The sequence below is a fragment of the Flavobacterium sp. N502540 genome (genome assembly GCF_025947365.1).
Classification (GTDB): Bacteria; Bacteroidota; Bacteroidia; order Flavobacteriales; family Flavobacteriaceae; genus Flavobacterium.
Genome location: NZ_CP110012.1, coordinates 3,993,580 through 4,019,902 on the forward strand (window position 1 = coordinate 3,993,580; position 26,323 = coordinate 4,019,902).

24 protein-coding genes are annotated in these 26,323 nt (G+C 35.6%); 9 read left to right on the plus strand and 15 right to left on the minus strand.

Translation table 11 applies throughout. The annotated features are described in order from the left end of the window. Positions 1-23: 23 nt before the first annotated feature. Complete coding sequence (locus OLM58_RS16780; RefSeq protein WP_264529797.1) at positions 24-1,391, plus strand: glucoamylase family protein; 1,368 nt, start codon at positions 24-26, stop codon at positions 1,389-1,391. A gap of 84 nt (positions 1,392-1,475) precedes the next feature. After that, complete coding sequence (gene bglX, locus OLM58_RS16785) at positions 1,476-3,776, plus strand: beta-glucosidase BglX (RefSeq protein WP_264529798.1); 2,301 nt, start codon at positions 1,476-1,478, stop codon at positions 3,774-3,776. Positions 3,777-3,940: 164 nt separating this feature from the next. On the opposite strand, the gene OLM58_RS16790 is transcribed toward bglX, so the two are convergent. Beyond that, a complete protein-coding gene (locus OLM58_RS16790) occupies positions 3,941-4,273 on the minus strand; it encodes a hypothetical protein (protein ID WP_264529799.1) in 333 nt (110 codons plus the stop codon). A gap of 235 nt (positions 4,274-4,508) precedes the next feature. On the opposite strand from OLM58_RS16790, the gene OLM58_RS16795 reads away from it, so the two are divergent. The 3 genes from OLM58_RS16795 to OLM58_RS16805 all read left to right on the plus strand — a co-directional run bounded on the left by OLM58_RS16795 (position 4,509) and on the right by OLM58_RS16805 (position 8,901). Continuing rightward, entirely contained in the window at positions 4,509-5,294 is a 786-nt protein-coding gene (locus OLM58_RS16795) for a glycerophosphodiester phosphodiesterase family protein (protein ID WP_264529800.1), read from the plus strand. 57 nt (positions 5,295-5,351) lie between these two features. Further along, on the plus strand, positions 5,352-7,274 hold the full coding sequence (locus tag OLM58_RS16800; protein ID WP_264529801.1) for a family 43 glycosylhydrolase: 1,923 nt from the start codon (positions 5,352-5,354) through the stop codon (positions 7,272-7,274). A gap of 238 nt (positions 7,275-7,512) precedes the next feature. After that, positions 7,513-8,901: a M20/M25/M40 family metallo-hydrolase gene (locus OLM58_RS16805; RefSeq protein ID WP_264529802.1), complete on the plus strand. Its 1,389-nt coding sequence runs from the start codon at positions 7,513-7,515 to the stop codon at positions 8,899-8,901. 86 nt (positions 8,902-8,987) lie between these two features. Here OLM58_RS16805 and OLM58_RS16810 read toward each other — a convergent pair whose 3' ends face one another. From OLM58_RS16810 to prmA, 10 genes are all read right to left on the minus strand, one after another. Next, complete coding sequence (locus OLM58_RS16810) at positions 8,988-10,088, minus strand: PAS domain-containing sensor histidine kinase (RefSeq protein WP_264529803.1); 1,101 nt, start codon at positions 10,086-10,088, stop codon at positions 8,988-8,990. Between the two features lie 197 nt (positions 10,089-10,285). Then, positions 10,286-10,969, minus strand: coding sequence for a YiiX family permuted papain-like enzyme (locus tag OLM58_RS16815; RefSeq protein WP_264529804.1), 684 nt, complete (start codon positions 10,967-10,969; stop codon positions 10,286-10,288). A gap of 188 nt (positions 10,970-11,157) precedes the next feature. Beyond that, on the minus strand, positions 11,158-12,063 hold the full coding sequence (locus OLM58_RS16820) for a hypothetical protein (protein WP_264529805.1): 906 nt from the start codon (positions 12,061-12,063) through the stop codon (positions 11,158-11,160). Between the two features lie 53 nt (positions 12,064-12,116). Next, on the minus strand, positions 12,117-12,935 hold the full coding sequence (gene kdsA, locus OLM58_RS16825; protein ID WP_264529806.1) for a 3-deoxy-8-phosphooctulonate synthase: 819 nt from the start codon (positions 12,933-12,935) through the stop codon (positions 12,117-12,119). A gap of 253 nt (positions 12,936-13,188) precedes the next feature. Then, positions 13,189-13,509 (minus strand): hypothetical protein, encoded by a 321-nt coding sequence (locus OLM58_RS16830; RefSeq protein ID WP_264529807.1) that lies wholly within the window; start codon positions 13,507-13,509, stop codon positions 13,189-13,191. A 28-nt stretch (positions 13,510-13,537) separates the two neighbouring features. Then, positions 13,538-13,990 (minus strand): 2-dehydro-3-deoxyphosphooctonate aldolase, encoded by a 453-nt coding sequence (locus tag OLM58_RS16835; RefSeq protein WP_264529808.1) that lies wholly within the window; start codon positions 13,988-13,990, stop codon positions 13,538-13,540. A 112-nt stretch (positions 13,991-14,102) separates the two neighbouring features. Next, entirely contained in the window at positions 14,103-14,780 is a 678-nt protein-coding gene (locus tag OLM58_RS16840) for a lysoplasmalogenase (RefSeq protein WP_264529809.1), read from the minus strand. A gap of 7 nt (positions 14,781-14,787) precedes the next feature. Beyond that, positions 14,788-16,059: a sterol desaturase family protein gene (locus tag OLM58_RS16845; protein WP_264529810.1), complete on the minus strand. Its 1,272-nt coding sequence runs from the start codon at positions 16,057-16,059 to the stop codon at positions 14,788-14,790. 65 nt (positions 16,060-16,124) lie between these two features. After that, complete coding sequence (locus OLM58_RS16850; protein ID WP_026109999.1) at positions 16,125-16,400, minus strand: ATP-dependent Clp protease adaptor ClpS; 276 nt, start codon at positions 16,398-16,400, stop codon at positions 16,125-16,127. Positions 16,401-16,518: 118 nt separating this feature from the next. After that, a complete protein-coding gene (gene prmA / locus OLM58_RS16855; RefSeq protein WP_264529811.1) occupies positions 16,519-17,352 on the minus strand; it encodes a 50S ribosomal protein L11 methyltransferase in 834 nt (277 codons plus the stop codon). 114 nt (positions 17,353-17,466) lie between these two features. On the opposite strand from prmA, the gene OLM58_RS16860 reads away from it, so the two are divergent. Beyond that, positions 17,467-18,603 (plus strand): hypothetical protein, encoded by a 1,137-nt coding sequence (locus OLM58_RS16860; protein WP_264529812.1) that lies wholly within the window; start codon positions 17,467-17,469, stop codon positions 18,601-18,603. Next, positions 18,563-20,902 (plus strand): hypothetical protein, encoded by a 2,340-nt coding sequence (locus OLM58_RS16865; RefSeq protein ID WP_264529813.1) that lies wholly within the window; start codon positions 18,563-18,565, stop codon positions 20,900-20,902. The genes OLM58_RS16860 and OLM58_RS16865 overlap by 41 nt, the downstream gene beginning before the upstream one ends. Before the next feature lie 184 nt (positions 20,903-21,086). On the opposite strand, the gene tpiA is transcribed toward OLM58_RS16865, so the two are convergent. The 4 genes from tpiA to OLM58_RS16885 all read right to left on the minus strand — a co-directional run bounded on the left by tpiA (position 21,087) and on the right by OLM58_RS16885 (position 24,559). Next, a complete protein-coding gene (gene tpiA, locus OLM58_RS16870; RefSeq protein ID WP_264529814.1) occupies positions 21,087-21,839 on the minus strand; it encodes a triose-phosphate isomerase in 753 nt (250 codons plus the stop codon). A 72-nt stretch (positions 21,840-21,911) separates the two neighbouring features. Further along, entirely contained in the window at positions 21,912-22,406 is a 495-nt protein-coding gene (locus OLM58_RS16875) for a TlpA family protein disulfide reductase (RefSeq protein ID WP_070908566.1), read from the minus strand. A gap of 417 nt (positions 22,407-22,823) precedes the next feature. Then, positions 22,824-23,924, minus strand: a complete 1,101-nt coding sequence (locus OLM58_RS16880) for a BT_3928 family protein (RefSeq protein WP_264529815.1) — start codon at positions 23,922-23,924, stop codon at positions 22,824-22,826. Between the two features lie 92 nt (positions 23,925-24,016). Beyond that, positions 24,017-24,559 carry a DUF1599 domain-containing protein gene (locus OLM58_RS16885; RefSeq protein WP_264529816.1) on the minus strand — a complete coding sequence of 181 codons (543 nt, stop codon included), beginning with the start codon at positions 24,557-24,559 and terminating at the stop codon, positions 24,017-24,019. 173 nt (positions 24,560-24,732) lie between these two features. Between OLM58_RS16885 and folP the strand changes: the two genes are divergently transcribed. Continuing rightward, the gene (gene folP / locus OLM58_RS16890; protein WP_264529817.1) at positions 24,733-25,557 is read left to right on the plus strand and encodes a dihydropteroate synthase; all 825 of its coding nucleotides are present in this window, start codon (positions 24,733-24,735) and stop codon (positions 25,555-25,557) included. Between the two features lie 66 nt (positions 25,558-25,623). After that, entirely contained in the window at positions 25,624-26,271 is a 648-nt protein-coding gene (locus OLM58_RS16895; RefSeq protein ID WP_264529818.1) for a hypothetical protein, read from the plus strand. Positions 26,272-26,323 lie beyond the last annotated feature (52 nt).

Below are 26,323 nucleotides of genomic sequence, written 5' to 3' on the forward strand. Positions count from 1 at the left end.
TTCACTGATATTAAAAAAATATAATGGTTAAAATTTCAGTTTTACTATTAGCTTTTACTTTTTTGGGCTGTAATGCACAAGAAAAAAAAGAAACAGAAAAGGCTTCATCATCTGCAGTAAAATTAACAGACGATCAGCTTTTAGCTACGGTTCAAAAAGAGACGTTTAAATATTTTTGGGATTATGCTGAGCCAAATTCAGGATTAGCCAGAGAGCGTTACCATCCGGATAGAATTTACCCTGAAAACGATGCCCATATTGTAACCACAGGAGGTTCCGGTTTTGGATTGATGGCTATTGTTTCCGGAATGTCACAAGGATATATAACGAAAGAAAAAGGAGTTGAAAGACTGAACAAAATTGCTGATTTTTTAGGCAAAGCTGATCGTTTTCATGGAGCATGGTCGCATTGGATAGATGGAAATACAGGAAAAGTAAAACCTTTTGGAACCAAAGATAATGGTGGAGATTTAGTCGAAACTTCATTTTTGGTTGCAGGAATGATTACCGTTCGCGAATATCTAAAAGACGGTTCGGAGAAAGAAAAAGCGGTAGCTCAAAAATACGACGCACTTTGGAAAGGAGTAGACTGGCAGTGGTACACTAATAATAAAAATGTTTTGTACTGGCACTGGTCACCAACTTACAACTGGCAAATGAATTTTGCTCTTGAAGGCTACAACGAATGTCTGATTACCTATGTCATGGCAGCCTCTTCACCAACACATGCGATCGATGCAAAAGCATATCACGAAGGCTGGGCGAGAAGCGGCGGAATCGTTTCTTCTAAAACAAAATACAATATTCCTCTAATTCTAAAACACAATGGAGCCGAGGAATTTGGCGGACCATTGTTCTGGACACATTATTCGTATGTAGGACTTGATCCGAACCAACTGACAGATAAGTATGCCAACTATTGGGATCTGAATGTCAATCAGGTAAAAATTGATTATCAGTATTGCCTTGAAAACCCGGAGAAATTTAAAGGATACGGAGCCGATTATTGGGGCTTAACCGCATCTTATTCCAGAAATCCTGATGGATCTATTGGGTACGATGCTCATATGCCAAGCAACGATAAAGGAGTTATCTCTCCAACGGCTGCTATTAGTTCAATTGTTTATACACCAAAAGAATCAATCGCTGTAATTAGAAATTTATACGAAAATCATAAAAAGGAAACTTTTGGAGAGGCAGGGTTTTATGACGCGCTAAGTCTGCAGAATAATTGGGTTGCAAAACGTTACCTGGCTATCGATCAGGGACCTGAAGTAGTAATGATTGAAAATTATCGTACCGGTTTGCTTTGGAAATTATTCATGAATGCTCCCGAAGTAAAACAAGGTTTGGTTAAGCTTGGTTTTAAATCCGGAAAGTACGGATTCTAATAACAGGAGCTTATGATAGTCCAGCATTTTATGGCCGGACATTTAAACCAATAAAAACGAACACAAACAAATAAATATAGTAGAATGAAGAACAAATTAGTCTTACTGTTTTTAGGATGTGCTGTTCTGGGGTATGCTCAGAAAAAGAACACTAAGAATACAGTAAAAATAAAACCAAAATCGGAGTTTGTAGCAGAGTTATTGTCAAAGATGACACTGGATGAAAAATTAGGGCAGCTTAATTTACCAACCTCCGGAGATATTACTACAGGACAGGCAAACAGTTCTGATGTGGCGAAAAAAATTGCTGAAGGTAAAGTTGGAGGTTTGTTCAATATTAAATCTGTTCAAAAAATTAGAGAAGTACAAAGAATTGCCGTGGAAAAAAGTCGTCTGAAAATTCCATTAATTTTCGGAATGGATGTGATTCACGGTTACGAAACTACTTTCCCGATTCCGTTAGGATTATCTTGTACCTGGGACATGAATCTTATTGAAAGAAGTGCCAGAATTGCAGCGCAGGAAGCGAGTGCAGATGGGATTAACTGGACATTCTCTCCAATGGTCGATGTTTCTCGTGATCCGCGTTGGGGAAGAGTTTCTGAAGGTTCAGGAGAAGATCCGTATTTGGGAAGCCAGATTGCAAAAGCAATGGTAAACGGTTACCAGCAAAACGATCTTTCTAAAAACAATTCGATTATGGCCTGTGTAAAACACTTTGCTTTATACGGAGCACCGGAAGCAGGTCGTGATTACAACACGGTTGATATGAGTCATATCCGAATGTTCAACGATTATTTTCCTCCATACAAAGCTGCTGTTGACGCAGGTGTAGGTTCTGTAATGGCTTCTTTCAACGAGATTGACGGAATTCCTGCAACAGGAAACAAATGGCTGATGACAGATGTTTTAAGAAAACAATGGGGCTTTAAAGGTTTCGTGGTTACCGATTTTACCGGGATCCCTGAAATGATCGAGCACGGAATGGGAGATTTACAAGCTGTTTCGGCGCTTTCGTTAAATGCAGGTGTTGAAATGGACATGGTTGGTGAAGGTTTTTTAGGAACTTTGAAAAAATCATTAGATGAGAAAAAAGTAACGATAGAGACCATCGATAATGCTGTTAAACTTATTCTGGAAGCAAAATACGATTTAGGCTTATTTAGTGATCCTTATAAGTATTGTGATGCTAATAGAGCAAAAACAGAAATTTTTACTGCAAACAGCAGAAAAGAAGCTCGTTCGACAGCAGCACAATCATTGGTGTTGTTAAAAAACCAAAATCAATTGTTACCACTTAAAAAATCAGGAACAATTGCTTTAATCGGACCCTTGGCAGATGCCAAAGAAAACATGCCGGGAACCTGGAGTGTAGCTACAAGAATGGAAAATGCAATCTCACTTTTGGCAGGAATCAAAGAAGTGGCAGGAGCATCAACAAAAGTTTTATATGCCAAAGGAAGCAACTTAGATTACGATGAAGAGTTTGAAACTAAAGCTACCATGTTTGGTAAAACTTTACACCGTGACGGACGTTCGAAAGAAGAGTTACTGGCCGAAGCTTTAAAAGTAGCCAATCAGTCAGACGTAATTGTTGCGGCACTTGGAGAATCTGCAGAGATGAGCGGTGAATCAAGCAGCCGTACAAATTTGGAAATTCCTCAGGCCCAAAAAGATTTATTAAACGCCTTACTAAAAACAGGAAAACCAGTCGTTTTAGTATTGTTTGACGGTCGTCCGTTAGTAATTAAAGAAGAGAGCGAAACCGTTCCGGCTATTTTAAATGTTTGGTTCGCAGGTACAGAAGCGGGTTATGCTATTGCTGATGTTTTGTTTGGAGATGTAAATCCTTCAGGAAAACTAACATCAACCTTCCCAAGAAGTGTTGGTCAGCTGCCAATTTACTATGCACACAAAAATACAGGAAGACCGTTGGTTAATACAGAAGGGAAGTTCGAAAAGTTCAGATCCAATTATATTGACGAAAGAAACGAGCCATTGTTTCCATTTGGTTTTGGGTTAAGTTATACCGCTTTTGAGTATTCAAACCTGAAAATTTCATCTGATAAAATGAACTCAGGCGAAAAGCTAAAAGTAACGGTAGATGTGGCTAATACAGGAAATTATGATGGAAAAGAAACGGTTCAATTGTACATCAGAGATGTAGTAGGATCAGTTACAAGACCTGTAAGAGAACTTAAAAATTTCCAAAAAATAACTCTTAAAAAAGGAGAAAAACAAACCGTGACATTCGAGATCACTGTTGAAGATTTAAAATTTTATAACTCTGCTTTACAATTTGTGGCAGAACCTGGACAGTTTGATGTTTTCGTTGGTGGAAATTCAAATGCCGAGAAGAAAGTTAGTTTTGTATTAACTAATTAAGTTGGTTTATTGATTAGTAATTAGCCCTTCGTAATTGGTTAGCGAAGGGCTTTTTTTAAAGCTATTTATCACTATTTCCAATTTATATGGTCAATGGCATAATGAGACTGATTTTTTGAATTATTTCCTTCGATCATACAGCTATTTTCAACATATTTCTAAAATTAAGATATAAAATTCACATTATTAGAATTATAAACTTGATCATTGTACACAGGGTATTTTGGATTATCATCCTGATTCCATAGTCCGCTATCGGAATTGTATCTATAGGTAATGTGAATTGTATGGCCTTCGCTATTTTGAAGTTGCATGACAAACTGTAGGTATCTTTTAGCACCATCAAAAATAAAGTTATAGTCTTTCCCATCATAGGTCAGAGGGTCAAATGTTGATTGGGTAGTATTTACTAATTTGGAAAAAACGGCATTTATAGCTGCACCATTGTTGTCATCAGTTTTAACAGGATAGGTTCCTGAATTTTCTTGTTCTTTCATGTTTTTTAAAATTTTAGATTGATAATACTACAATAGTAAGTAAAAATCACTATTAAAACAAGTTATTTCTTACAAATAATGAAATATTGTATTGGTTTGCACGAATCAAAACTTAAAATATCAGATGTACAAAGGAAGTTACGACCTTACCAAGCAGATGAATCAATAGTCCTTTTGGATATCAGGACAGTCAATGAAGTTTACGATATAGGTTTTAAACCATAAAATAAAAATAATGAATACTACTAAAGCACTTCGGATATCATTACTTTTAACAATAACAATTGCTTTTCAGTCCTGCTGTGTGAAAGAAAATGCAATTGTGGCACATCGCGGAGCATGGAAAAAGAACAATCTCCCTGAAAATTCTATAGCAGCTCTAAGACATGCCATCGACTTAAAACTTCCCGGTTCAGAGTTTGACGTATGGAGAACAGCCGATGATTCACTTGTAATCAATCATGATGCACATTACAACAAATTGCTGATTGAGGAAACAAATTATGCCGATCTTATAAAGTTTAAACTTTCAAACGGAGAAAAGCTTCCAACCTTGTACGAGTATATTGCTGAAGGTAAGCGAAATAATAAACGTACACTTTTGGTCTGCGAAATAAAACCTTCAGAAATAAGTAAAGAAAGAGGAAGAAAAACGGCATTGAGGACCGTAGAAACAATTCAAAAGCTTAAAGCAGATAAAAATACCTGCTACATTAGTTTTGATTACGAAATTCTGAAACAAATCAGAGAAGTCGATTCCCGGGCAAGTTTACAGTATCTCGAAGGAAACAAATCTCCAAAAGAAGTTAAAGCAGATCATATAAACGGCGTTGATTATCATTATTCAGTATTTAAGAAGCATCCAGAATGGATCAAAGAAGCCAAAGAGTATAAAGTTGTTTTAAATGCCTGGACGGTAAACGAAACGGCCGATATGGACTGGATAATTGATCATAAATTCAATTATATCACGACCAATGAACCGGAGTTGTTAGAACAAAGGATAAAACAGAAAAAATAGATCTATTGAAACTGTGTTTTCTCTTTTGGAGAAAATCTTTTATATAAAAATCATCAAATGAAAAAAATATATGTAGTAGCTGTTATGCTGATGCTGGTTAGTTTAAGCAATACAATACTCGCGCAAAACACTAAAATTCCCGGTAAAACAGAATGGTTTGACCCCAATAAAAAAGCAACGACCTACTGTAATCCAATCAACATTGGATACAATTATACCACCGAAAATCACAATGGTATTCCGGAATCCCGACGTTCCAGTGCCGATCCGGTAATTATTACATTCAAAGGCGAATACTATTTGTTCGCGACCAATCAGGCGGGATATTTCTGGAGTAAAGACATGTCAGACTGGAAATTTGTATATGGAAGTTTTCAACGTAAGCCAGCCGACGACGATCAATGTGCACCTGCTGCTTGGGTAGTCAATGATACCTTATTTTATGTGGGTTCGACCTGGAAAAGAGATCATCCAATCTGGAAAACTGCTGACCCAAAATCAGGACAATGGCTGCGACATGTTGATAAAGCAATGCTGCCAACCTGGGATCCCGCCATTTTTCAGGATGATGATAAAAAAGTATACATGTATTACGGTTCAAGCGGAAAATTACCACTTGTAGGTGTAGAAGTAGATTATAACACCTGGCTTCCGAAAGGCAATCAGGCAGCTTATGAAAAACTGTACAAAGCCACCGAAGTAGAAGATATTCAGCGTGCTTATGGCGAGATAAAAGAGGTAGTAGGTTTAGATCCTGCCAATCATGGTTGGGAACGTTTTGGTCCCAATAATGATATGGAGCCAGCGCCTTGGGGTAATTTTATAGAAGGAGCCTGGATGACCAAACACAATGGCAAATATTACATGCAATACGGAGCTCCCGCTACCGAATTTAAAGGTTATGCCAATGGCGTTCATGTTGGTAACAACCCGTTAGGCCCATTCACCTATCAAAAACACAATCCTATGTCATACAAACCGGGAGGATTTGTAATCGGAGCGGGGCACGGAAACACTTTCGCAGATAATTATGGGAATTACTGGAATACCGGAACCTGTAAAATTTCTATCAAAGACCGTTTCGAACGTCGCATTGACCTATTTCCTGCTGGATTTGATAAAGACGATGTGATGTATTCGATTACTTCTTATGGGGATTTTCCAATTGTTCTTCCCACCAAAAAACGCAATCAGGAAAAAGGAGCTTCTTCCGGCTGGATGCTGCTTTCGTATAAAAAGCCTGTCACCGTTTCCTCTTCAGAAGATTGTATGGAAGTAGAAACTCACAGAATGGATAATGGAGGCAAAAAAGTATACGAGAGGTTTTGTTACGGAGCTGTGAATTTAACCGATGAAAATATTCAAACCTACTGGTCTGCAAAAACAGCTGATTCGGGTGAATGGTTACAGCTTGATTTAGGCCGACAAATGCAGATCAATGCCTTGCAGATCAACTATGCCGATCATAAAGCAACACAGTTCAATAAGGCAATGGATATTTATTATCAGTATAAAATCTTCATGTCAGATGACGCTGTAAACTGGAAATTGGTAGTTGATAAATCTAAAAATGCAAAAGACGTTCCGCATGATTATGTCGAGCTGACGAAAGCAATAAAAGCACGTTACATTAAAATGGTCAACGTTCATAATGCCTCCGGATTGTTTGCAATTTCAGATTTCAGAGTATTTGGAAACGGATTGGCAGAAAAACCACAGTCGGTTCCTGATTTTAAAGTAGACAGAAATGCAACTGATGCAAGAAACGCTATGATTTCCTGGAAAAAACAGGCGAACGCTACCGGTTACAATATTTATTACGGAATTGCACCGGACAAATTGTATAACAGCATTATGGTTTACGACGAAAGTTCGTATGATTTTAGAGGCCTGGATAAAGGAACCACATATTATTTTACAATTGAAGCCTTTAATGAAAACGGAATTGGTGTAAAAAATGAAGTAGTAGTAGTAAAATAATTCTCATTTTGATTTATTGGTTGTAATTTATTGTAACACATAGAGTGACATAGGTCCCGTATCTGTAAAAAAGACGTTCCACTTCACTGAAATATACCTATTTCTTTTGTAGTTTTTTTTATATCGGGAGCCTATGTTTCTGTGTGTTATTTTTTTTCGAAATCGTTACATAAAAATACTGGCAGTTCTAAAGAATTTTGTTCCTTTGTTTAACAACCAAAAAAATGCTATACAACCTATGAAAAAAACGATTCTGTTAACTGCATTAGTTTTAAACGGATTAACATCTTTTGCACAGTCAAATGATGAGAAAAACATTAAATTATTTTATAAAAAGGCCCTGACCGAGTCTAAATGTTATACCTGGTTAGAATATTTGTCTAACGACATCGGAAGCCGTTTATCAGGTTCTGCAAGTGCCGAAAAAGCAGTGCAGTACACGAAAAGACAATTAGAAACCCTTGGTCTTGACAAAGTTTATCTACAGGAAGTAATGGTTCCGCATTGGGTGCGCGGCGAAAAAGAAACCGCTTATATTTTAGATAATAAAACGAAAACGGTAGTGCCAATTTGTGCTTTAGGAGGATCAGTTGCTACCCCTAAAACAGGACTTACGGCTGAAGTAATCGAAGTAAAGGGAATTAAAGAACTGGCAGAATTAGGCGATAAAGTAAAAGGTAAAATTGTATTCTATAACAGACCAATGGATCCGGAAAATATAGAAACCTTTAAATCTTACGGAGCCTGTGTAGATCAAAGATATGCCGGTGCAAAAGAAGCGGCAAAATTAGGTGCAGTTGGAACAATTGTGCGTTCGATGAACCTGCGTTTAGACGATTTCCCGCATACAGGAGCTCAAAGTTATGGCGACTTACCAAAAGAGCAATACATTCCAACTGCGGCAATCAGTACAAACGGAGCGGAATTGTTAAGTAAATCTTTGAAAGTAAATCCGTCTTTGAAATTTTATTTCAAACAATCCTGTGAGACCTTGCCGGATGTTTTATCTTATAATGTGATTGGAGAAATGACCGGAACAGAAAACCCTGGTAACATTATGGTTGTCGGAGGGCATTTGGATTCCTGGGATTTAGCAGATGGTTCACACGACGATGGAGCAGGAGTGGTTCAAAGTATGGAAGTAGTTCGAATTTTGAAAAACTTAAACTATAAGCCTAAAAATACGATTCGTGTCGTTCTGTTTATGAATGAAGAGAATGGTGGAAAAGGTGGTGCTAAGTATGAAGAAGTTTCGAAACAAAAGAAAGAGAATCATATTTTTGCGTTAGAGAGCGATTCTGGAGGATTTTCTCCAAGAGGATTTTCAATTGAAGCAGATGATGCTAATTTTAAGAAAATAGCTGGATTTAAAGACCTTTTTGAGCCTTATTTGGTACATAGTTTCACTATTGGACATGCAGGATCAGATATCAATCATTTAACCTCTAAAGCGATAGTAAAAGCAGGTCTAAAACCGGATTCACAACGTTATTTTGATTATCACCACGCGGCAAACGATAAGTTTGATGCTATTAATAAAAGAGAATTGGAGCTTGGAGCTGCAACCATGACAACTTTGATGTATTTAATGGATCAGGGAGGGATTGTTCTTCCGGCTGCAAACTAAATTGCAGAAATCAAATTCAAATTCCAAATTCCAATAAGGTCAGCCCTATTGGAATTTGGAATTTTTTTATTTAGAAATGTATGTGATTAACTTTTAAACGTGATCGTAAATTTTGCCCCTTTGTTAGGGTTACTTTCCACGTCAATATGACCGCCAAGATTCGTTACATGATTATAAACCAGATAGAGTCCGATTCCGTTACTGTCTTTATTTGTGTTAAATGTCTGATGTAATCCAAAAATTTTGTCTTTTACTTTTTCCATATCAAAACCAATTCCATTATCCGAAATAATCAACTGTGTGGTTCCGTTAATATTAAGGGAATTAAAACTGATAAATGGCAAAAAACCCGGTTTTGAGTACTTAATCGAATTGGTAATCAGATTCAGGAATATACTCTTTAAGGAGGTTTTGTTGAAAAGAATTGTCTTTGCCTCCGAAAAATCAATTGAAATTTTGACTTTCGAATTGTGGAGTAAGGAATTAATAGAGTCTAAAACTTCTTTCAATACAACTTCAAAATGCAGGACTTCCAACTGATCGTCTTCTTCATTTTTTTTATCCAGAAGTGCCACATGATCAATTAATGTTTTCTTTAAACTTTGTGTAGAAGTTTCAATAATGGAGATTAATTCGAGCGTTTCGGGATCTGTAATAGAAGATTTGTCAAGGAGATCAAAAACGGCCAGTATGTTGTTTACAGGCGATCTTAAATCGTGAGCCGTAGTATAAGTAAGCTGTCTGAGTTCTTTGTTGAGTTTGGTAAGTTCTGCCAAATGAAGATTTCTTTCCTGTTCCAGCTCTTTTCTGAAAGTGATGTTTTTGGCAACGGCATAAACCAGTCTGTCTTTGGCAACCGGAAAAGAACTCCATAAAAGCCAAACGATAGCACCACTTTTGGTCACATATCGATTTTCAAAATTATACAAACCAATATCCTGAGTAAGTTCTTTACGGGCATTTGTAGTAGTCAGTTTATCGGCTTCAAGAATAAAATCGTTTATGGGTCTTGAGAGTATTTCTTCTTCAGTATAACCCAGTAATTTAGTCATGGCCGGGTTTATTCTTTTAAAATAGCCGTCAAAACTGGCAATACACAATACATCGGGTGAAGAGTCAAAAAAATCTTCAAACTGCGAGAAAAAATGCAGATTATTTTGGGAATATTTAGGTGCTCTATCGATCATAGTTTAAACCTAACTTAAAATTTACTCTGCTAAAATAGTATTAAAATTTTATATTTATGTTTTGATTTTAACTATTTTGTTGAATATTCGTTTAAAAACATTTTAATACGTTGAAGAGTTATCATGGGGGTAAAAATGTAAGTTTTTAGAAACGAAGTTTTTTTGTTTTATTCGTCGATACTGACAAAAAAAGGCTTTTAATAGGTGTCAATAACCGTTTTTAGGAGATCAGAATCAGCCAAATCAACAGGAGCGACCACTTTTTCGTCGAGCGGAATGTTATTTCCGTATCTTTCCTTGATTATTTTTTGTACCCTTTGATCAGTTAAATTAAAATCCTTCAACTGTTTTAGTTTCGACAATTCGATGTTTGCGGCATTTTTGTAAATTTTCCAGATCAGTTCAGAGCAATAAATTCTGGTATCGCTCCATTCAAAATATGCGTCATATTCTCTTCCGTCAAATTGCTGACTGTACGCTTTCATTTTTTGTAGTACTACAGGAGTTAAAACTTTATCTGAGTTTTTTAATCGTTTCACAAGATATTTGGCCTCTTTCCCGTGCTGAATCCATTCGTTAAAAGGAGTAAGTTTTACAGGCTGAACCGCTTCAAAAACAAACCACTTTCCGTTGATATCGTAAATGATACCACAATGAGAAAATTTAGAGTTTGTGGCAATTCGTACGGCTTCACATTGCGGAGATTGAGAGGTTTGAAAAATAAGATCTCCATCCTGAATTTTAGTTTGTAAAGTGTTTTTCTCCTTGATTTTGGTATCGGAAAACGGATTGTTGGGAAAAACTTTCAGGGCAACAAACAAAGCGCAGCCAAAACTGAGTAAAAAGGTAATAACCGGAAAGAGATATTTTGATTTTTTCATTTTGTAAAGGTGAAATGTGAGATGTAAAATGTGAAACTTGAAACCTGAAACCTAAAACTTGAAACTTGAAACTTGAAACCTGAAACCAATACCTTAAACCCTCATCTACAAATTAGCGAGACAAATAAAGGTCAAAAAAAAATAGTTACCAAAATGATAACTATTTTTAAGTATAATTTTAAGAAATATTAGATTCTGAAAATTCCTCCAACAGCAATAATTCGCTGTAAAAAGAAAAAGTCCTGTGACGCCCTGTCTTCATTACTTTGACTAGTTCTAATATCCTGCATGTTGATGTAACCACCTTTTAACTCACCCTGTATGTAAAAATACTTGAAGAATGTCAAGTTGATTCCCGCTTTTGCTGAAAGGCCATAACCAGAAATATGAAAATCATCGTGACGTTCTTTTCCCAAAAGAGTTGTATTGGTTTTAGGATATAAAAGTCCAGCACCTAAACCCTCAGTCAGGTTAATCTGAATCTTATCCGTATTTGTTATACCAAACAATTTAGAAATATCATCATGTCTGGAAACCTCAGTATTAATATAGTTCAAACCGTCTGTATGTTCGTACATTAAAAATGCAGGGCCATTTTGCTGGGCCTCACCTTTTCCGAAACCACCTTCCTGAGCACCGCCCTGAGACATGTCTACAGGTCTATTGTTGTAAACACCATTGTAGATAGATCCGGCCTGATCAGCAGGTAAATTAATATAACCATTTACATTTGCTACCTGATTTTGAGCCATCACATATTTCATATGATCCCACCCAACAGAAACACTGTAATGATCGCTAAAGAAGTACCCCATTCTAAAGTTAGTTTGCGGAATCGTCATGTTCACCGGGTTCACATAATCAATATGCCACCCTTTTGGTTTATCATGAGCTTTCATATTATCAACTGTAAAGTTGTAGTCTTTTCCTCTGAAATTTACATCAGATTTAGTGTAACTTTCTCTGTTTCCTCCCCAGGAAACAAAAAACTTTCCTTTATTATGGGCAGTATATCTTTGTACTGTGATTTCTTCCTGTGCAAAAGTGTTTACTGAAAAACACAACAAAAAGAAAACGAAAATATTTGTTTTCAATGAAGTTTGTGGTATTATAAGTTTGTGGTATTATGAGTTTGTGTTATTCTAAATTAGAATGAGTTAACCGTTTTTCTGATCGCTACTAATTTGGTCATTAAACCTTCGAAATAGTCTAAATGAAGCATATTAGCACCATCACTTTTTGCATTAGCAGGGTCGAAATGAGTTTCGATGAAGATACCGTCAACACCAACAGCAATACCTGCTTTGGCAACAGTTTCGATCATGTCCGGTCTTCCGCCCGTAACACCGGCAGTCTGGTTAGGCTGTTGTAACGAGTGTGTTACATCCAGAACTGTAGTAGCGTATTGCTGCATAGTAGGGATTCCTCTATAATCAACAATCATATCCTGGTAACCAAACATAGTACCGCGATCTGTAACCATAACATTTTCGTTGTTACAGTCCAGTACTTTTTGCACAGCATGTTTCATACTTTCCGGACTCATGAATTGTCCTTTTTTCAGATTAACAGTCTTTCCTGTGTTTGCTGCAGCAACAACAAGGTCAGTTTGACGAACCAGAAAGGCTGGAATTTGCAAAACATCAACGTATTGTGCGGCCATATCAGCATCCTCATTGGTATGAATATCGGTTACGGTTGGAACGTTAAAAGTCTCTGAAACTTTTCGTAATATTTTTAATGCTTTTTCGTCACCAATTCCTGAGAAACTATCGATTCTTGAACGGTTGGCTTTTTTGAAAGACCCTTTAAATACAAAAGGAATCTGAAGATTGTCGGTAATACCAACTAATTTTTCTGCAATTCTAAGAGCCATTTCTTCTCCTTCAATAGCGCAAGGTCCTGCTAATAAAAAGAAGTTGCCGCTTTCAGTATGCTTAATTTGTGGAATATGTTGTATGTTCATAGTATGTTTTTTTGACAGTGCAAAGGTAGTTATGATTTATGAATAGCAGATGAAGATTTATGTTTTTTTTAAGAAGCTAATCTGGTTATCCGCTGTCTAATTTTGTTGAAATCAGGATTATTTCCTCACGACTATAACAAGACTTCGTTCAAAATCTTAAAAGTTTAAGGTGAAAGGCAATATTAATGCATTATAAAAAGATAATAAATGACATTTATCATGTTGTTTGCCAATTAGCAGCATCATGAAAAAATTACTTTTCGTAAGATCGTTTGATGAAGTACTGAATGATGATAACCACTATCAGGCTAAACGTAAAAATAAGCGTGAACATAAAAAGTCCGATAAACTCCATTCCGCATCTAAGTGAATTTGGATTTTGCTCGATGTATTTATTAGCATTATAGGTGGCAATGTAAAAGGAAATAACAGGTACTATTATTTGTGCGAAGAGACTAATTATACAAACAGTTCCGAATTTTAAAGATATAGTTTCACCAATTGCTTTTCTTCCGGCTATAATCTGAAATAGTAATGGAAGAATAAGTAAAATTAGAGGTATGCTTTCTAACATATTATAATTCTGAGTGTAATTTTATTCCTTAGTTACTCTTCAAACGCAACCCCATTGGAACCATTAAAATCCCTTTTTCATAAATGTTCAGGTAGAGTTTTACCGGCTTTTTTTGCCCGTCCCATTTCAATTCATATACATTCAGGAATCCTGCACCCATGTCGCTTCTTTTGGTTGGAAAAGGACAGCAGGTTTCCAGGCGGGTATAGGTTATTTTTTCACCATTTGGACCTGCTAAAGCGTTTAAGAAACGAGTTTCGTTCAGCGCTTCATTTCGGGTATTCTGAAAAAACAGGTTTACAGGATAATCAGGGTCGTAACCGTATTTTTTATCGTTGCTGAAAAGCGTAATCGAAAATGTATTGTCTTTCTTTAAAACAAGATCAGGAGCGTTGTCATCTACATTTTTTAAAGTCGATTTTGTGCTTATACAAGAAGTTATGCTGATAATGAGAACAATAAAAAGGGCTATTTTTTTCATGATTTATTAATGTTGGTCCTACAAATGTAAAGTGTTTTTACTACAGATGATAAGGATTTGAAGATTTACGGGAAAAACGATTGTAAACCTGCTGCATCACTATACTCTGCGGTTAATCTGCTTTTTTAGTATTTAGTTTTAAAATACCAATTACAATCAGATATTGTGCCACAAGATAGGTAAGCATTATAAAAAAAGAACTTTTTTCGATGGGAGCATTAAATTTATTGAAAGCCAGAATACTATCAGAAATAACAAATGAAACTGCACCTGCTAAAACGTAAAGACTGCCTGTTTTTTTCCAAGTCAGACTACCATTAAAAGCAAACAGCAGCATTGTCGAAATTACGGCTGCATAAATGATTACTGGGATTTTTAATTCACCCAGATTTGGCATTAAAAATAAGACCATTCCGACCAGATAAAAAGCTATAAGCAAGCTGCCAATTGCGAAAAGAACTTTATTGATAGTAGTATTTCTTTTTGTTTGTTTGTTGAACAGAACACAATACATTAGGTGAGCAATTAAGAAAAAAAGAAGTCCTAAAATAAAATAGATCTCACCAATATCAGCAAAAAGTAGAATTACATCCCCCAGCCAGGAAAACAATAATGCTCCCAAAAGGATTTTTTTTGAAGGAAACTTTCCGTGAAAATAAACTCCGAATCCTAATAGCGGTACCAAAACAGGTTTTAGAAACAAGTCCAGATTTTGGTATTCTAAAAACAAAATAATTAGATATAGAATGCTGACAGCGATAAAGGATTTAAAAAAAAAGTGATTTCTCATAATCGATTTATGAATTAACAGGTTGGTTTCGGTAGTTTTTAAAATCAATATTTACAAAGTAAATTGTAATTAAAAAGGATAAGGTCAAATAGGTTAAAATAACAGGATTACTAAAGGAGATAACTTGATTTAAGCCAAACCAGTCTCCATAGTACATGATAATACCAATAGCGATACTAAAGCGTAAACCTTCCCAAAAAATGGCATATTTGCTTTTGTCCATCAATTCGCTGTAGCTGTAAATTGTTATCAAAATAAAAAATCCGTAGAGGAAGATATTGGGCAATCCGATTTTGGCAACATTATCAAATAAATAGGTCACAAACAATAGCGTGATTAGCATTTGAGTTACGGACCAGTAAATTAACTTTTGTGAATTTTGAGTACCATATTTATTAAAGGCAAAAACATTTTCGATTTTGGTTACAGGATATTTTTCTTCAAAATTTTCAGGTCTCCAACCAGTGGGTTTAAACCAGATTGTAAGTTTGTCTTTCCAGTTTTCGGCACGCCAGGCGTCTTGAATCAGTAAAGTTAAATGCTGAAAATTAATTCGGATAGGATTCCAGGTTTGTGCTGGTCTTGTAATACCAAAAACAGGAGGAACATCATCTAATTCGGCCTGAAAAGTACCAAAAAGTTTGTCCCAGAAAATAAAAATCTGAGAATGGTTTTTATCTAAATATTCAGGGTTTATAGCATGATGTACGCGATGATGTGAGGGGGTAACCAGGATGTATTCCAGGAAACCCATTTTTTTGATGTGTTTCGTATGGTACCAAAACTGCAGAAACAAATGGAGAGGCAGGGTAATGGCTATTACAGAAGCCGGAACTCCTAACAATGCGGCCGGAATTAATAAAAATGTAAACAAATTAACCAGACTCGCGATAGGCTGGCGTAATGCGCAGGCAAGGTTAAATTCTTCGCTGCTGTGGTGAATGGCATGTTTGTTCCAGAAAAGATTAATCTGATGCGCCCATCGATGACTCCAATAACCATAAAAATCAATTACAAAAAAAGCAATACAATAAGAAATCACGTTGGCTTCCAGATGATAAAGCGCAATTTTAGAAACCAGCCATTCATACGAAATGAAGGTCAGACTCAATCCCAGGACGTCTTTGACTGAATTGGTAATTCCGGAGCTGATACTCGATACGCTGTCTATTAAAGGAGCGGTGTCGTTCTTCTTATAAATGCCGTATAATTTTTCGATTATAATTAATACTAAAAAAATCGGCGTTGCAATAATCAATATCTTTCCGTATTCTTCCATAAAAAAAACGATTCTATTTTATTCAAATATAGAATAAAATAGAATCGTTTTTAAATTATTTGCAATTAAACAATTTCGGCGCTTAATCCGGCTTCCAAAAGTTGGGTACATTGCGGTTTTAATTTTTCAATTGGCCCTGTTTTTACAGTGCATTTTCCGTTGTAATGTACAATTAGGGAACATTGTTCTGCTTGTTCTGGCGTATGACTGCAAACACGCATCAAAGTGTCAATTACGTGGTCAAAAGTGTTTACATCGTCGTTGTAAACAATGATTTCGTTATTGAAACCTGTCGCTTCCTTTTCGCGAACTCTTTCTCTTACTTTTTCTTTAGTACTCATTTTTTTAGGTTTTTGTACTGTTGTAATTACTAATTTTTTGGTCACAGCGTGCACAGATTGAATCGGAATTTAAAAGATCGATATCTGCGAACTATTTAATAAACAGATAATTAACTATCTAATTTACGTATTTTAATGAAACCCAGTTATTTCTTTGAAACTTTTTAACATATGTTAAACCTTTTTCGGTGCAGGAAGCATCGATAAAAGGAATGTCTTCTTCATAAAAACCGCTCAAAAGCAATATCCCTTTCGGATTTAAACAATCAACATAACTTTGCATATCGTTTAATAAGATATTTCGGTTGATGTTGGCAATGATTAAATCGTATTTTTTTCCGGCTAGCAAGGCAGCATCGCCCTCATAAACGGAGATGTGCTGGCAATTATTGCGTTCGGCATTTTCGATTGAGTTCAGGTAGCACCAGTTGTCAATATCAATAGCATCGATTGGCTGAGCACCTTTCATTTCGGCTAAAATGGCTAAAATGGCTGTTCCGCAACCCATATCCAGTGTTTTCAAACCTTTAACATCGATCTCTAATAGATGCTGAATCATCATGTGCGTAGTTTCATGATGACCTGTTCCGAAACTCATTTTTGGTTCGATTACAATATCAAATTCGGCGTTTGTTTTCTCATGAAAAGGAGCGCGAACATGGCATTTTCCGTCTACATCAATAGCCTCAAAATTCTTTTCCCATTCCTCATTCCAGTTTACCTGATCGATTTCCTCGATGGTATATTCGATTTTGAATTCTTCGGATTGTAAAATATAAATGTCGTCCAGAATATTTTCGTCCCATAAATCTTTTTTCACAAAAGCCGAAATTCCGTTCTCCGTTTCTGTAAAAGTCTCAAACGCTTTTTCGCCTAGTTCAGCAATTAAAATTTCAGAACCCGGTTCTTTTGGTTCAATTGTAAAATGGTACCCTAAATATATATTCGACATAAAAAAAATTTTTGCAAAGGTAAGAATCCAAAGCAAAAGTTGTTCATAAATAATCAATATCCTTACCTTAATTAATGTTAATTTTGATTGGAATTTGTAAGGAATTTTAAAAGTATGAAGAATATCATTTTTATTTTGCTCTTTGTGGTACTTAACGGAGCAACTTGTGAGAAGGAACATGAAGTGGTTCGATCGTTTTGTTATTGGAAAACCGATTTGAATTTCGAAAACACAGAGGATTCGTTGATAAAAGACTTGAAGGTAAAACATTTGTACATTCGTTTTTTTGATGTAGACTGGAACCCGTATGCTAAAGAACCTTTGCCGGTTGCAACCCTTAACGATATCAGATTAAATGAAAGCAATCCTGAAATTACCCCCAGTATTTTCATTACCAATGAGGTGGTTTTGAAATCCGGAAAAAAGCAACTGGACAGTTTGGCTGTGAGAATTGCCAAACGTATTGAACAGATAGGATTGAAAATGAATGATTCGAAAGCCGAGAAAATAGCCAGTTCGATTGTGTATCCAAAAGATTATTACAAGCAGGAGAATCGTAAACAGTTGAATTATGATTCGGTAAAATCGAGTGAAATGGCAAAATTGAAAGTTGATTTTAAAGAAATCCTGATCGATTGTGACTGGTCGGAAAAATCAAAAGACAATTATTTTTACTTGTTAAAGCAAATCAAGAAAAACTATCCTGCGACTGCGGTTTCGGCTACCATAAGACTCTGGCAGTACAAATATGCTTCAAAAGCAGGAATTCCACCCGTAGATAAAGGCTTGCTGATGTGTTACAATTTGAGTAAACCGGAAGATTTTAATACCAAAAATTCCATAGGAACCAGCGAAGAATTGACACAATATATTACGCACGACAAATACGGTTTAAAGCTTGATATTGCTCTGCCATTGTACAGTTGGGCAGTTGTTTTCAGAGGCAATCAGTTTAAGGGGATTTTATCCGATTATGACAGAGTTCAAAATGATACCGTTAAATTAAAAAAAGTATCAGACGCTAAATATATACTGCAAGACGACATTTTAGTGGGACAGACTTATTTGAGAAACGGGGACGAAATCAGGATTGAGAAAATTTCTGAAGACGAACTTGACAAAATGATTTCGATCGTAAAAAGTAAAATTCCAATCGACAATCAGACGAAAGTGACGTTTTTCTCTTTTGATAAAAAATACATCAACGATTATGGAACCCAAAATATATCCGGTTATTATGCGCGTTTTTAGCCCTTTACTTTTTATTTTTAGTGTTCAGGTCTCTTTGGCTTGTGGATGGAGTGTTTCGCCTGAGACCAGCAGACTGGCTTTGTTTAAAGCGCAAAGAGAAGGATTTTTTAAGCTGACACCTTTTTATTATTCCGCCGATAATTACTACGATACAAACACTGTTTCGGGAGCAGATCAGGAATTGAATTGTGCGGAGTGGAAGAAAAAACTGGGCAGTCAGGTCGATCCAAAAGACGTGCACGTTATTTTGTACGAAACGGATGCTGAGAAATTCGAAACCGCTTATGAAACGAAATCGCTGAAAAAAGTTTTTGATAAGAATACTTTCATTGAAGCCTTACTACTTTCAAAAAACAAAGCGCTTCTCAATTACATTTTGTTTGCGAAAAAATTAGAATACAACAGTAATCCTGATGTAAAATGGGAGTCGTGGGGAAATATTGGTTATGACAGTAAAGATCATAAAATAGCCGATGTTAGCGATTTTGAAAAGAAAATCAGAACGGCAAAAGATTCTTTTTTAAAACAGCGTTATGCTTTTTTACTGTTGAGGTACAGTTTTTATGCCTCTGATAAGAATGAAGTGATTCGTTTGTACGATACTTATTTTGCAGAAGACAAAAACACGATCTTAGGTCCCTGGGCTTTGTATTATAAAGCTTTATGTGTTGAGGATTTAGCTTTACAGAATTATTTGCTGAGTAAAGTATTTGTTTCCTGCGAAGAGAAATCATTTGCAGTTTTGCAGCATTACAACTGGAAATTAACAGCAGAGACTTTGGCATTGGCTCAAAACGATGAAGAGCGCAGTGTGATTCTGGCCATTGAAGGTTTACGCAATCCGGCACCGGGTTTGAAAACCATTCAGGAGGTTTACGAGTTGAGTCCGAATAGCTTGTATTTGAGTTTTTTGATCGGGAGGGAAGTGAACAAACTTGAAGACTGGATTTTTACACCCCAATACACCAATGACAGAACTCCTTCGGTTGTTTTTGACGGTACAGTCTGGTATGAAAATTATGCCAAAGCAAAGGAGGAGAATTTCAGGAAAGATATTTTGTATTTAAGGGAGTTAGAATATTATTTGATTTCAATCAGAGAGCAGACTTCGGACGAGCAAAAGGATTATGTCACAGCAGCGATTGCACAGCTTTGTTTTATAGGGGACGAAATTGATTTGGGAAAGAAATACACGGATATGATTTCAGAAAAAGCAAATTCTTCGATACAAATGCAAAAGAATATTCAGTTAGCATTGGTTTCTTTAAAGCAGGACGATTTGAAAAATAACGAAGTTCAAAATCAGCTTTTTAAATATTTTGATTCGGTTGAAAATCTGGTGGAAGCCGATTTAGGTTTGTTTAAGAATTTATACAGTTTGTATCGAATCGCAAGCAAAGATTTTGCAGAAAAAGGCGATCGCGTGACAGCAGGTTTACTGGCGATGAAATCAGATATTAAAAATGAAGGAGAATATTCCGCTTACAATACGCCTTATTTTTACAGTTATATTGGTTTTTTTGATCGGAATAATGCAACTGAGGGAGATATCGATCGTTTGATAGCACTTCAGGAGAAAAAAGACAAAACGCCTTTTGAAAGGTATATCTGTTCAGGAACAATAGCACCAAATGTCAATTATTATAAAGATTTAAAAGGAACGATTGCATTCCGAAATAATAATTTGGAGCTGGCTTACCAAACTTTTGCCAGTATGCCGAAGGATTTTTGGGAGAAAAATTATGCGTATAAAGATTTTTTAAACGAGAATCCGTTTACGCCCAAAATTCTGCAAAGAGATACAGAGCGAAAGTTCGACTATCGTTTCAATAAAGCCGATTTTATTGCGCAATTGATTCAGCTGAAAAAACAAAACACAGCCACAAGCAATCTGAAACTGGCACATGCTTATTTTAATGTGTCGTATTTGGGTAATTCCTGGATGATGACTGCGTACGATTGGACATCGGGTGAATCGTATGTGGATTATGTATATGGAGATAATTCAGAAAATGAAAAGAAATATCAAAAAGGCAATTATTATAGTTTAAGCATGGCCAAAATGTACTATGAGAAAGCCTTGAAAATGTCTAAAAATACAAATGAAAAAGCCCTGGCAAGTTTAATGATTTTTGAGTGCAATTATTACAATCACTACGCCAATATTGTTTCTGCGGAGGAAGAAGAAAAGAACCCGTTTAAAGCAGGGCAGGAGCTGATTAATTTCTATTCGGTTTATAGAAAAACGACTGCTTTTCAAAAATACAATTGCCCTTTGTTAGAATCGTATCTTAAGTAATAGGGAGCAGACAGGTCATAAAAAAAGCGTTCGGATTTACGAACGCTTTTTTTTATGAGGTACTAAGATTCTAAGATTCTGAGGTACTGAGTTTCTAAGATTCTAATAATCTATTATTCTCAATGATTTAATTATTCGGTATGTCTAATAATCTAAAGATCTAACAATCTAACAATCTAAAGATCTAGACAGCAGTAACAATTGCTAAAAAGTCATCTGCTTTTAAAGCTGCGCCACCAATTAAACCACCGTCTACGTCTGGTTTAGAGAAGATTTCTTTAGCATTTTCAGGTTTAACAGAACCACCGTAAAGAATAGAAACTTCATCAGCGATAGCAGCTCCAAATGCTTTACGAACCACCTCTCTGATAAATTCGTGCATTTCTTGTGCTTGTTCTGGTGAAGCCGTTTCTCCTGTTCCGATTGCCCAAACCGGTTCGTAAGCCAAAACGATCTTAGACCATGATTCTTTTGCGATTTGGAATAATCCGTCGCGCAATTGGTTTTCAACAATATTAAAATGATTGTCAGACTGACGGTCTTTTAATTCCTCTCCAAAACAGAAAATTACTGTCATGTCATGTTTTAGAGCAGTGTCTACTTTATTTGCAATTAAGGCATCTGTTTCGTGAAAAATAGCTCTACGCTCAGAGTGACCTAAAATTACAGTATTTACACCCACACTGGTTAACATGTCAGCAGAAATTTCTCCTGTAAAAGCACCGCCTTCAGCCTGATGAACGTTTTGCGCTGCAACACCGATAGTGGTGTTTTTTAATTTAGCAGCTGCTGCCTGTAAGTTTACAAAAGTTGGTGCTACAATTACTTGTGCAGTAGTTTGTGCAGGTATTTTAGCGATTAATTCGTTTAATAATTCTTCAGTTTGTGCGGCGTTTTTATGCATTTTCCAGTTTCCTGCAACAATCTTTTTTCTCATTGTGGTAGTTTTTTATTTTTTGCTTTTATTTTATTCACTTTTACCATTGCAATTGCAATGAATATTGCGGTTTTATTTTAAACCTTTTAGGGTTTCATTGATTTTATCAAAATCTTTTTCAATGGCACGATAGAGTACAATTTTTCCGGTTTTGTCTACAATGATGTATCTCGGAATCCAGTCTAAGTCAATTGCTTTGCCAAAAACACCTTTCATGCCGTCGTTCATCATGAAATGATCGCCTTTTAATTCGTGTTTTTCAATTCCGGCTTTCCATTTGTCTGCAGTTTTGTCAGCAGAAAGGAATAAGTAGGAAACAGTAGGGTTATTTGCTTGTAATTCTTTAAGCTGAGGCATTGCTTTTACACAGTCGCCACACCAGGAAGCCCAAACTTCGATTAACAAAGTTTTACCTTTGTATTTTTTTAAAATGTTTTTGAAAGCAACCTGACTATCATCAGCTGCTAATAATTTTTCAGACAAAGCTTCTTTAGAAAAACTGGTTTTCTGAGCTTGTGAGCATGAAAAAGTGATAAATGCAATAAAGATTAGCGTTATTTGTTTCATAGTGGTAAATGATTTTGAACAAAGTTAAACAAACAAATGGAAAGCCAATCGGACATTAACAAAAATTGAAGACTCGTTTATTTTATCACAAATCAGCCAATTTCGGTTAAAAAAAGAGGAGTGAAATCGTAATAGTTGAGAGAATAAACTTCAAATTAGAATGAATTTTTAAAAGTAAATCTGCGAAAAAGCAAAAAAGGGAAATATTTTTTTGGGAGTGATAAGTTTTTAGCGGGAAAAAAACGTCAGATTGACTTAAAAAAGGGCTTCTTGAAATACGTATTTAAGAGGTATTAAAGTGAAATCTTATACCATTTTAACGAAGGGGCTAAAAGGAGTAAAAAAACAAAGTCCGCAATGTTTTATAACTTTGCGGACTTTGCTAAAATCTTGTAACCTTTTAGGTTGAATGCTATTTTATAATTTTAAATCGCTGATGTCGTTGTAATGTACTTTTTGAACCACAGTTCCTTTTTGCAGTACTACAATACTTGGATTAGCTCTTTCGATTGTTTTTAGAGTAGTGGCATCACAGAAATAGAAGTCAACATCTAAGCCGTATTGTTTTTTTGCTTTTGTAATTTCATCAGGACCTGAAGCGGTCATTGCAATTACTTTATAACTTTTGGTTTTCGCCTCTTTGTTCAGTGTTTCTAATTTTTTCATTCCCTCAGGATTGGAAAGTGTTAAATCATAGGTTACAAATACCAATAATTTAGGCTCTTTCAATAATTCGTCTTTGTAATCAGAATCATCTTTAGTCATCGTAAAATCGTGAATTGGCGGTACATAACCTTCTGTAATTACTTTGTCTTTACGGTCAACAAACGTAGCACCTTCCGGAATGTTCATCAGGTCTTTTTCTGTAAACTCTTTATCAACACCATTTACTTTGTAGATGAAAATCATTTCAACAACTGATTTTGGAGCGCCTTCCGGAATTTCCATTCCCTTCTCGATATTACTTCCTACTTTATACGGACGGAAATCTTTGATCGGATTGTGGTTGAGTACCCAAACAGCCATAATAACACATAAAATAATGCTTATCAATGTTAGAATATTGGTCACAAATTTTGAAAATAATGGTTTTACCAATTTTTTATTGATGAACAGTATCAGAATAAAGAAAAGTAAAACAATATCTTTGGTGAAAGATTGCCAAGGTGTTAAGTGAAGCGCGTCTCCAAAACATCCACAGTCTTTAACCACATCAAAATAAGCAGAGTAGAAGGTAAGGAAAGTGAAGAAAACGATTAGCAGCAGTAAAGCCCAAATCGTAAGTTTTGATTTGTATCCTACCAATAACATCACACCCAGAACTACTTCCAGAATTACTAAAAAGATGGCTAATCCTAAAGCCAATGGCTCCAGAAACGGTATGTTAAAAACCGGCTCACTGAAATACTCGGCTAATTTATAGGAGAAACCAACCGGATCGTTTAGTTTAATCAGTCCGGAAATAATAAAAAGTACTCCGACAAATAATCTGGAAAATTGGGTAATGATGTTTTTCATGGGGAAATATTTAAGTTAAAACTCCAATTTTAAGTGCCAAGTTTCAAAATATTGCCGGAAACCTGGGATTTGGAATTTAATTTTTGAAATTTCTATTTGTTGATGGGATTCAGGATGAGAGCAAAAACAGAATAATTAATCATATCCTGATAATTGGCATCGATGCCTTCAGAAACGAGTGTTTTACCTTTATTGTCTTCGATTTGTTTTACGCGAAGTATTTTTTGCAGAATCAAATCCGTCAGAGAGCTTACACGCATGTCACGCCAGGCCTCGCCGTAATCATGATTTTTGGCTTCCATTAGCTCTTTGGTTAGTTTTACCTGAGCATCGTACAGTTCAGTTGCTTTTTCAACATCTAAATCAGGCTGATCGACAACTCCGAGTTCTAACTGAATCAGTGCCATGATCGAGTAATTGATGATTCCAATGAATTCGCCTTTTTCATCTTCGTCTATTTTACGAACTTCGTTTTCCTGCAGACTTCTGATTCTCTGTGCTTTTATAAAAATCTGATCGGTTAAGGATGGCAATCTTAATATGCGCCATGCACTGCCGTAATCTTTCATTTTATTAATAAACAAAGTACGGCAAACCGTAATTACATTATCAAATTCAAGGGAAGTATTCTTCATTTATTGCTGTATATTTGCTAAAAATTTCTTCAAAAATAGGGATAATATTAAAGAGATTCAAGTTTCAGGTTTTCTTTGTTTTAAGTTTTTTCTAAACAAAGTGTTAATACCAACAATCTGAAACTTGAAACCTGAAACAAAGAAAACCTGAAACAAAAATAACAAAACAAACCATGACAATTAATTGCAAAGGACAGCTTATAGATTTATCGATTCCAAAAGTAATGGGGATTTTAAATGTGACACCCAATTCTTTTTTTGACGGTGGAAAATATAAAAATGAAGAGGAAATAGTCACACAGGTTGGAAAAATGCTTTCTGAAGGCGCTGCATTTATTGATATTGGGGCCTATTCGAGTAAACCAAGTGCTGAGTTTGTAACAGAACAAGAAGAAATTGACCGAATTGTTCCGGCGATCGAATTGATTTTAAAACATTTCCCGAAGGCTTTATTGTCGATTGACACGTTTAGAGCCAAAGTTGCCAAAGCAAGTATCGAAAGCGGTGCAGCCATTATAAACGATATTGCGGCAGGTGAACTTGATGATAAAATGTTTGAAGTGATTGCGCATTACAATGTGCCATATATCATGATGCACATGCGAGGCAATCCGCAAACGATGCAAAGTCTCACACAATATGACGATATCGTAAAGGAGATGTTGTTTTATTTTTCTGAGAAAGTGAAACGTGCAAGAGCTTTAGGGATTAATGATTTGATATTGGATCCGGGTTTTGGCTTTGCTAAAACGACCGATCAGAATTATGAAGTAATGCAAAAAATGGAGCTTTTTAATGTGTTAGAATTACCAGTTTTAGCCGGGATTTCTAGAAAATCAATGATTTATAAAACGCTTGATATAACGCCACAGGAAGCTTTAAACGGAACAACGTTTTTAAATACTATTGCATTAACCAAAGGCGCAAAAATTCTTCGTGTTCACGATGTAAAAGAAGCAGTGGAATGTGTTACTTTGTTTAATAAACTGAATATTTAAACGATAGATTTGTTATTCCGAGGAATGACGACTTTGTGTGAATTCTATATATTAAAAAAATAAATTATGAAATACTTCTCTCTATTTATAATCTGTCTTTTATTCTCTTGCGGAAAAAAAGAGGACGTTTTACTTCCAAAATCGAATGTTACAATCGTAAAAGATGTGGAAGATCTTTCACCAATTTATATCTTCTTTAAAACCGAAGGAAAAGATACCATTGCCGATGTGAACCGAAAAAGCAGCATTATTTCAACCAATTGGATTTTCAATATCGACAAGCGTCTGCCTTTAAAATTGGTCATTCCGGAAGTAATGAAATTACAAGAGAAAAAGCGAGCTGACAGTGCCCATAAAAACGAAAATGCTGAAAATTATTATTCCTACGCTGATTCGATCGGAAAGAATTTAGCTTTCCTGCCTTTCACCAAGGTGTATTATAAAATGGAAATCGCCAATAACAGAAGTCAGTTGTATTTTAAAAAGAATGGAATGATACAATACAGCGGAAGAAAAACATATGATTTCCCTAAAAATGATTTGCCAAAGTTTTTAGACAGTTTAATCATAAATCCAAAAGCGCAGATTACTTTTTCATTTGATAAAAATATATCTTACGGAGAATATATTCAGTACAAAACGTTCCTTGAAAAATTAGAATTAAAGCAAAAATCTCTTGTTTTTATAAATAAGGAAGAAGAGTTTGTGTTTTAGCTTTAAGCTTTAGGCTTTAGGCTGTAAGCTATAAGCAGTACAGAAATTAACA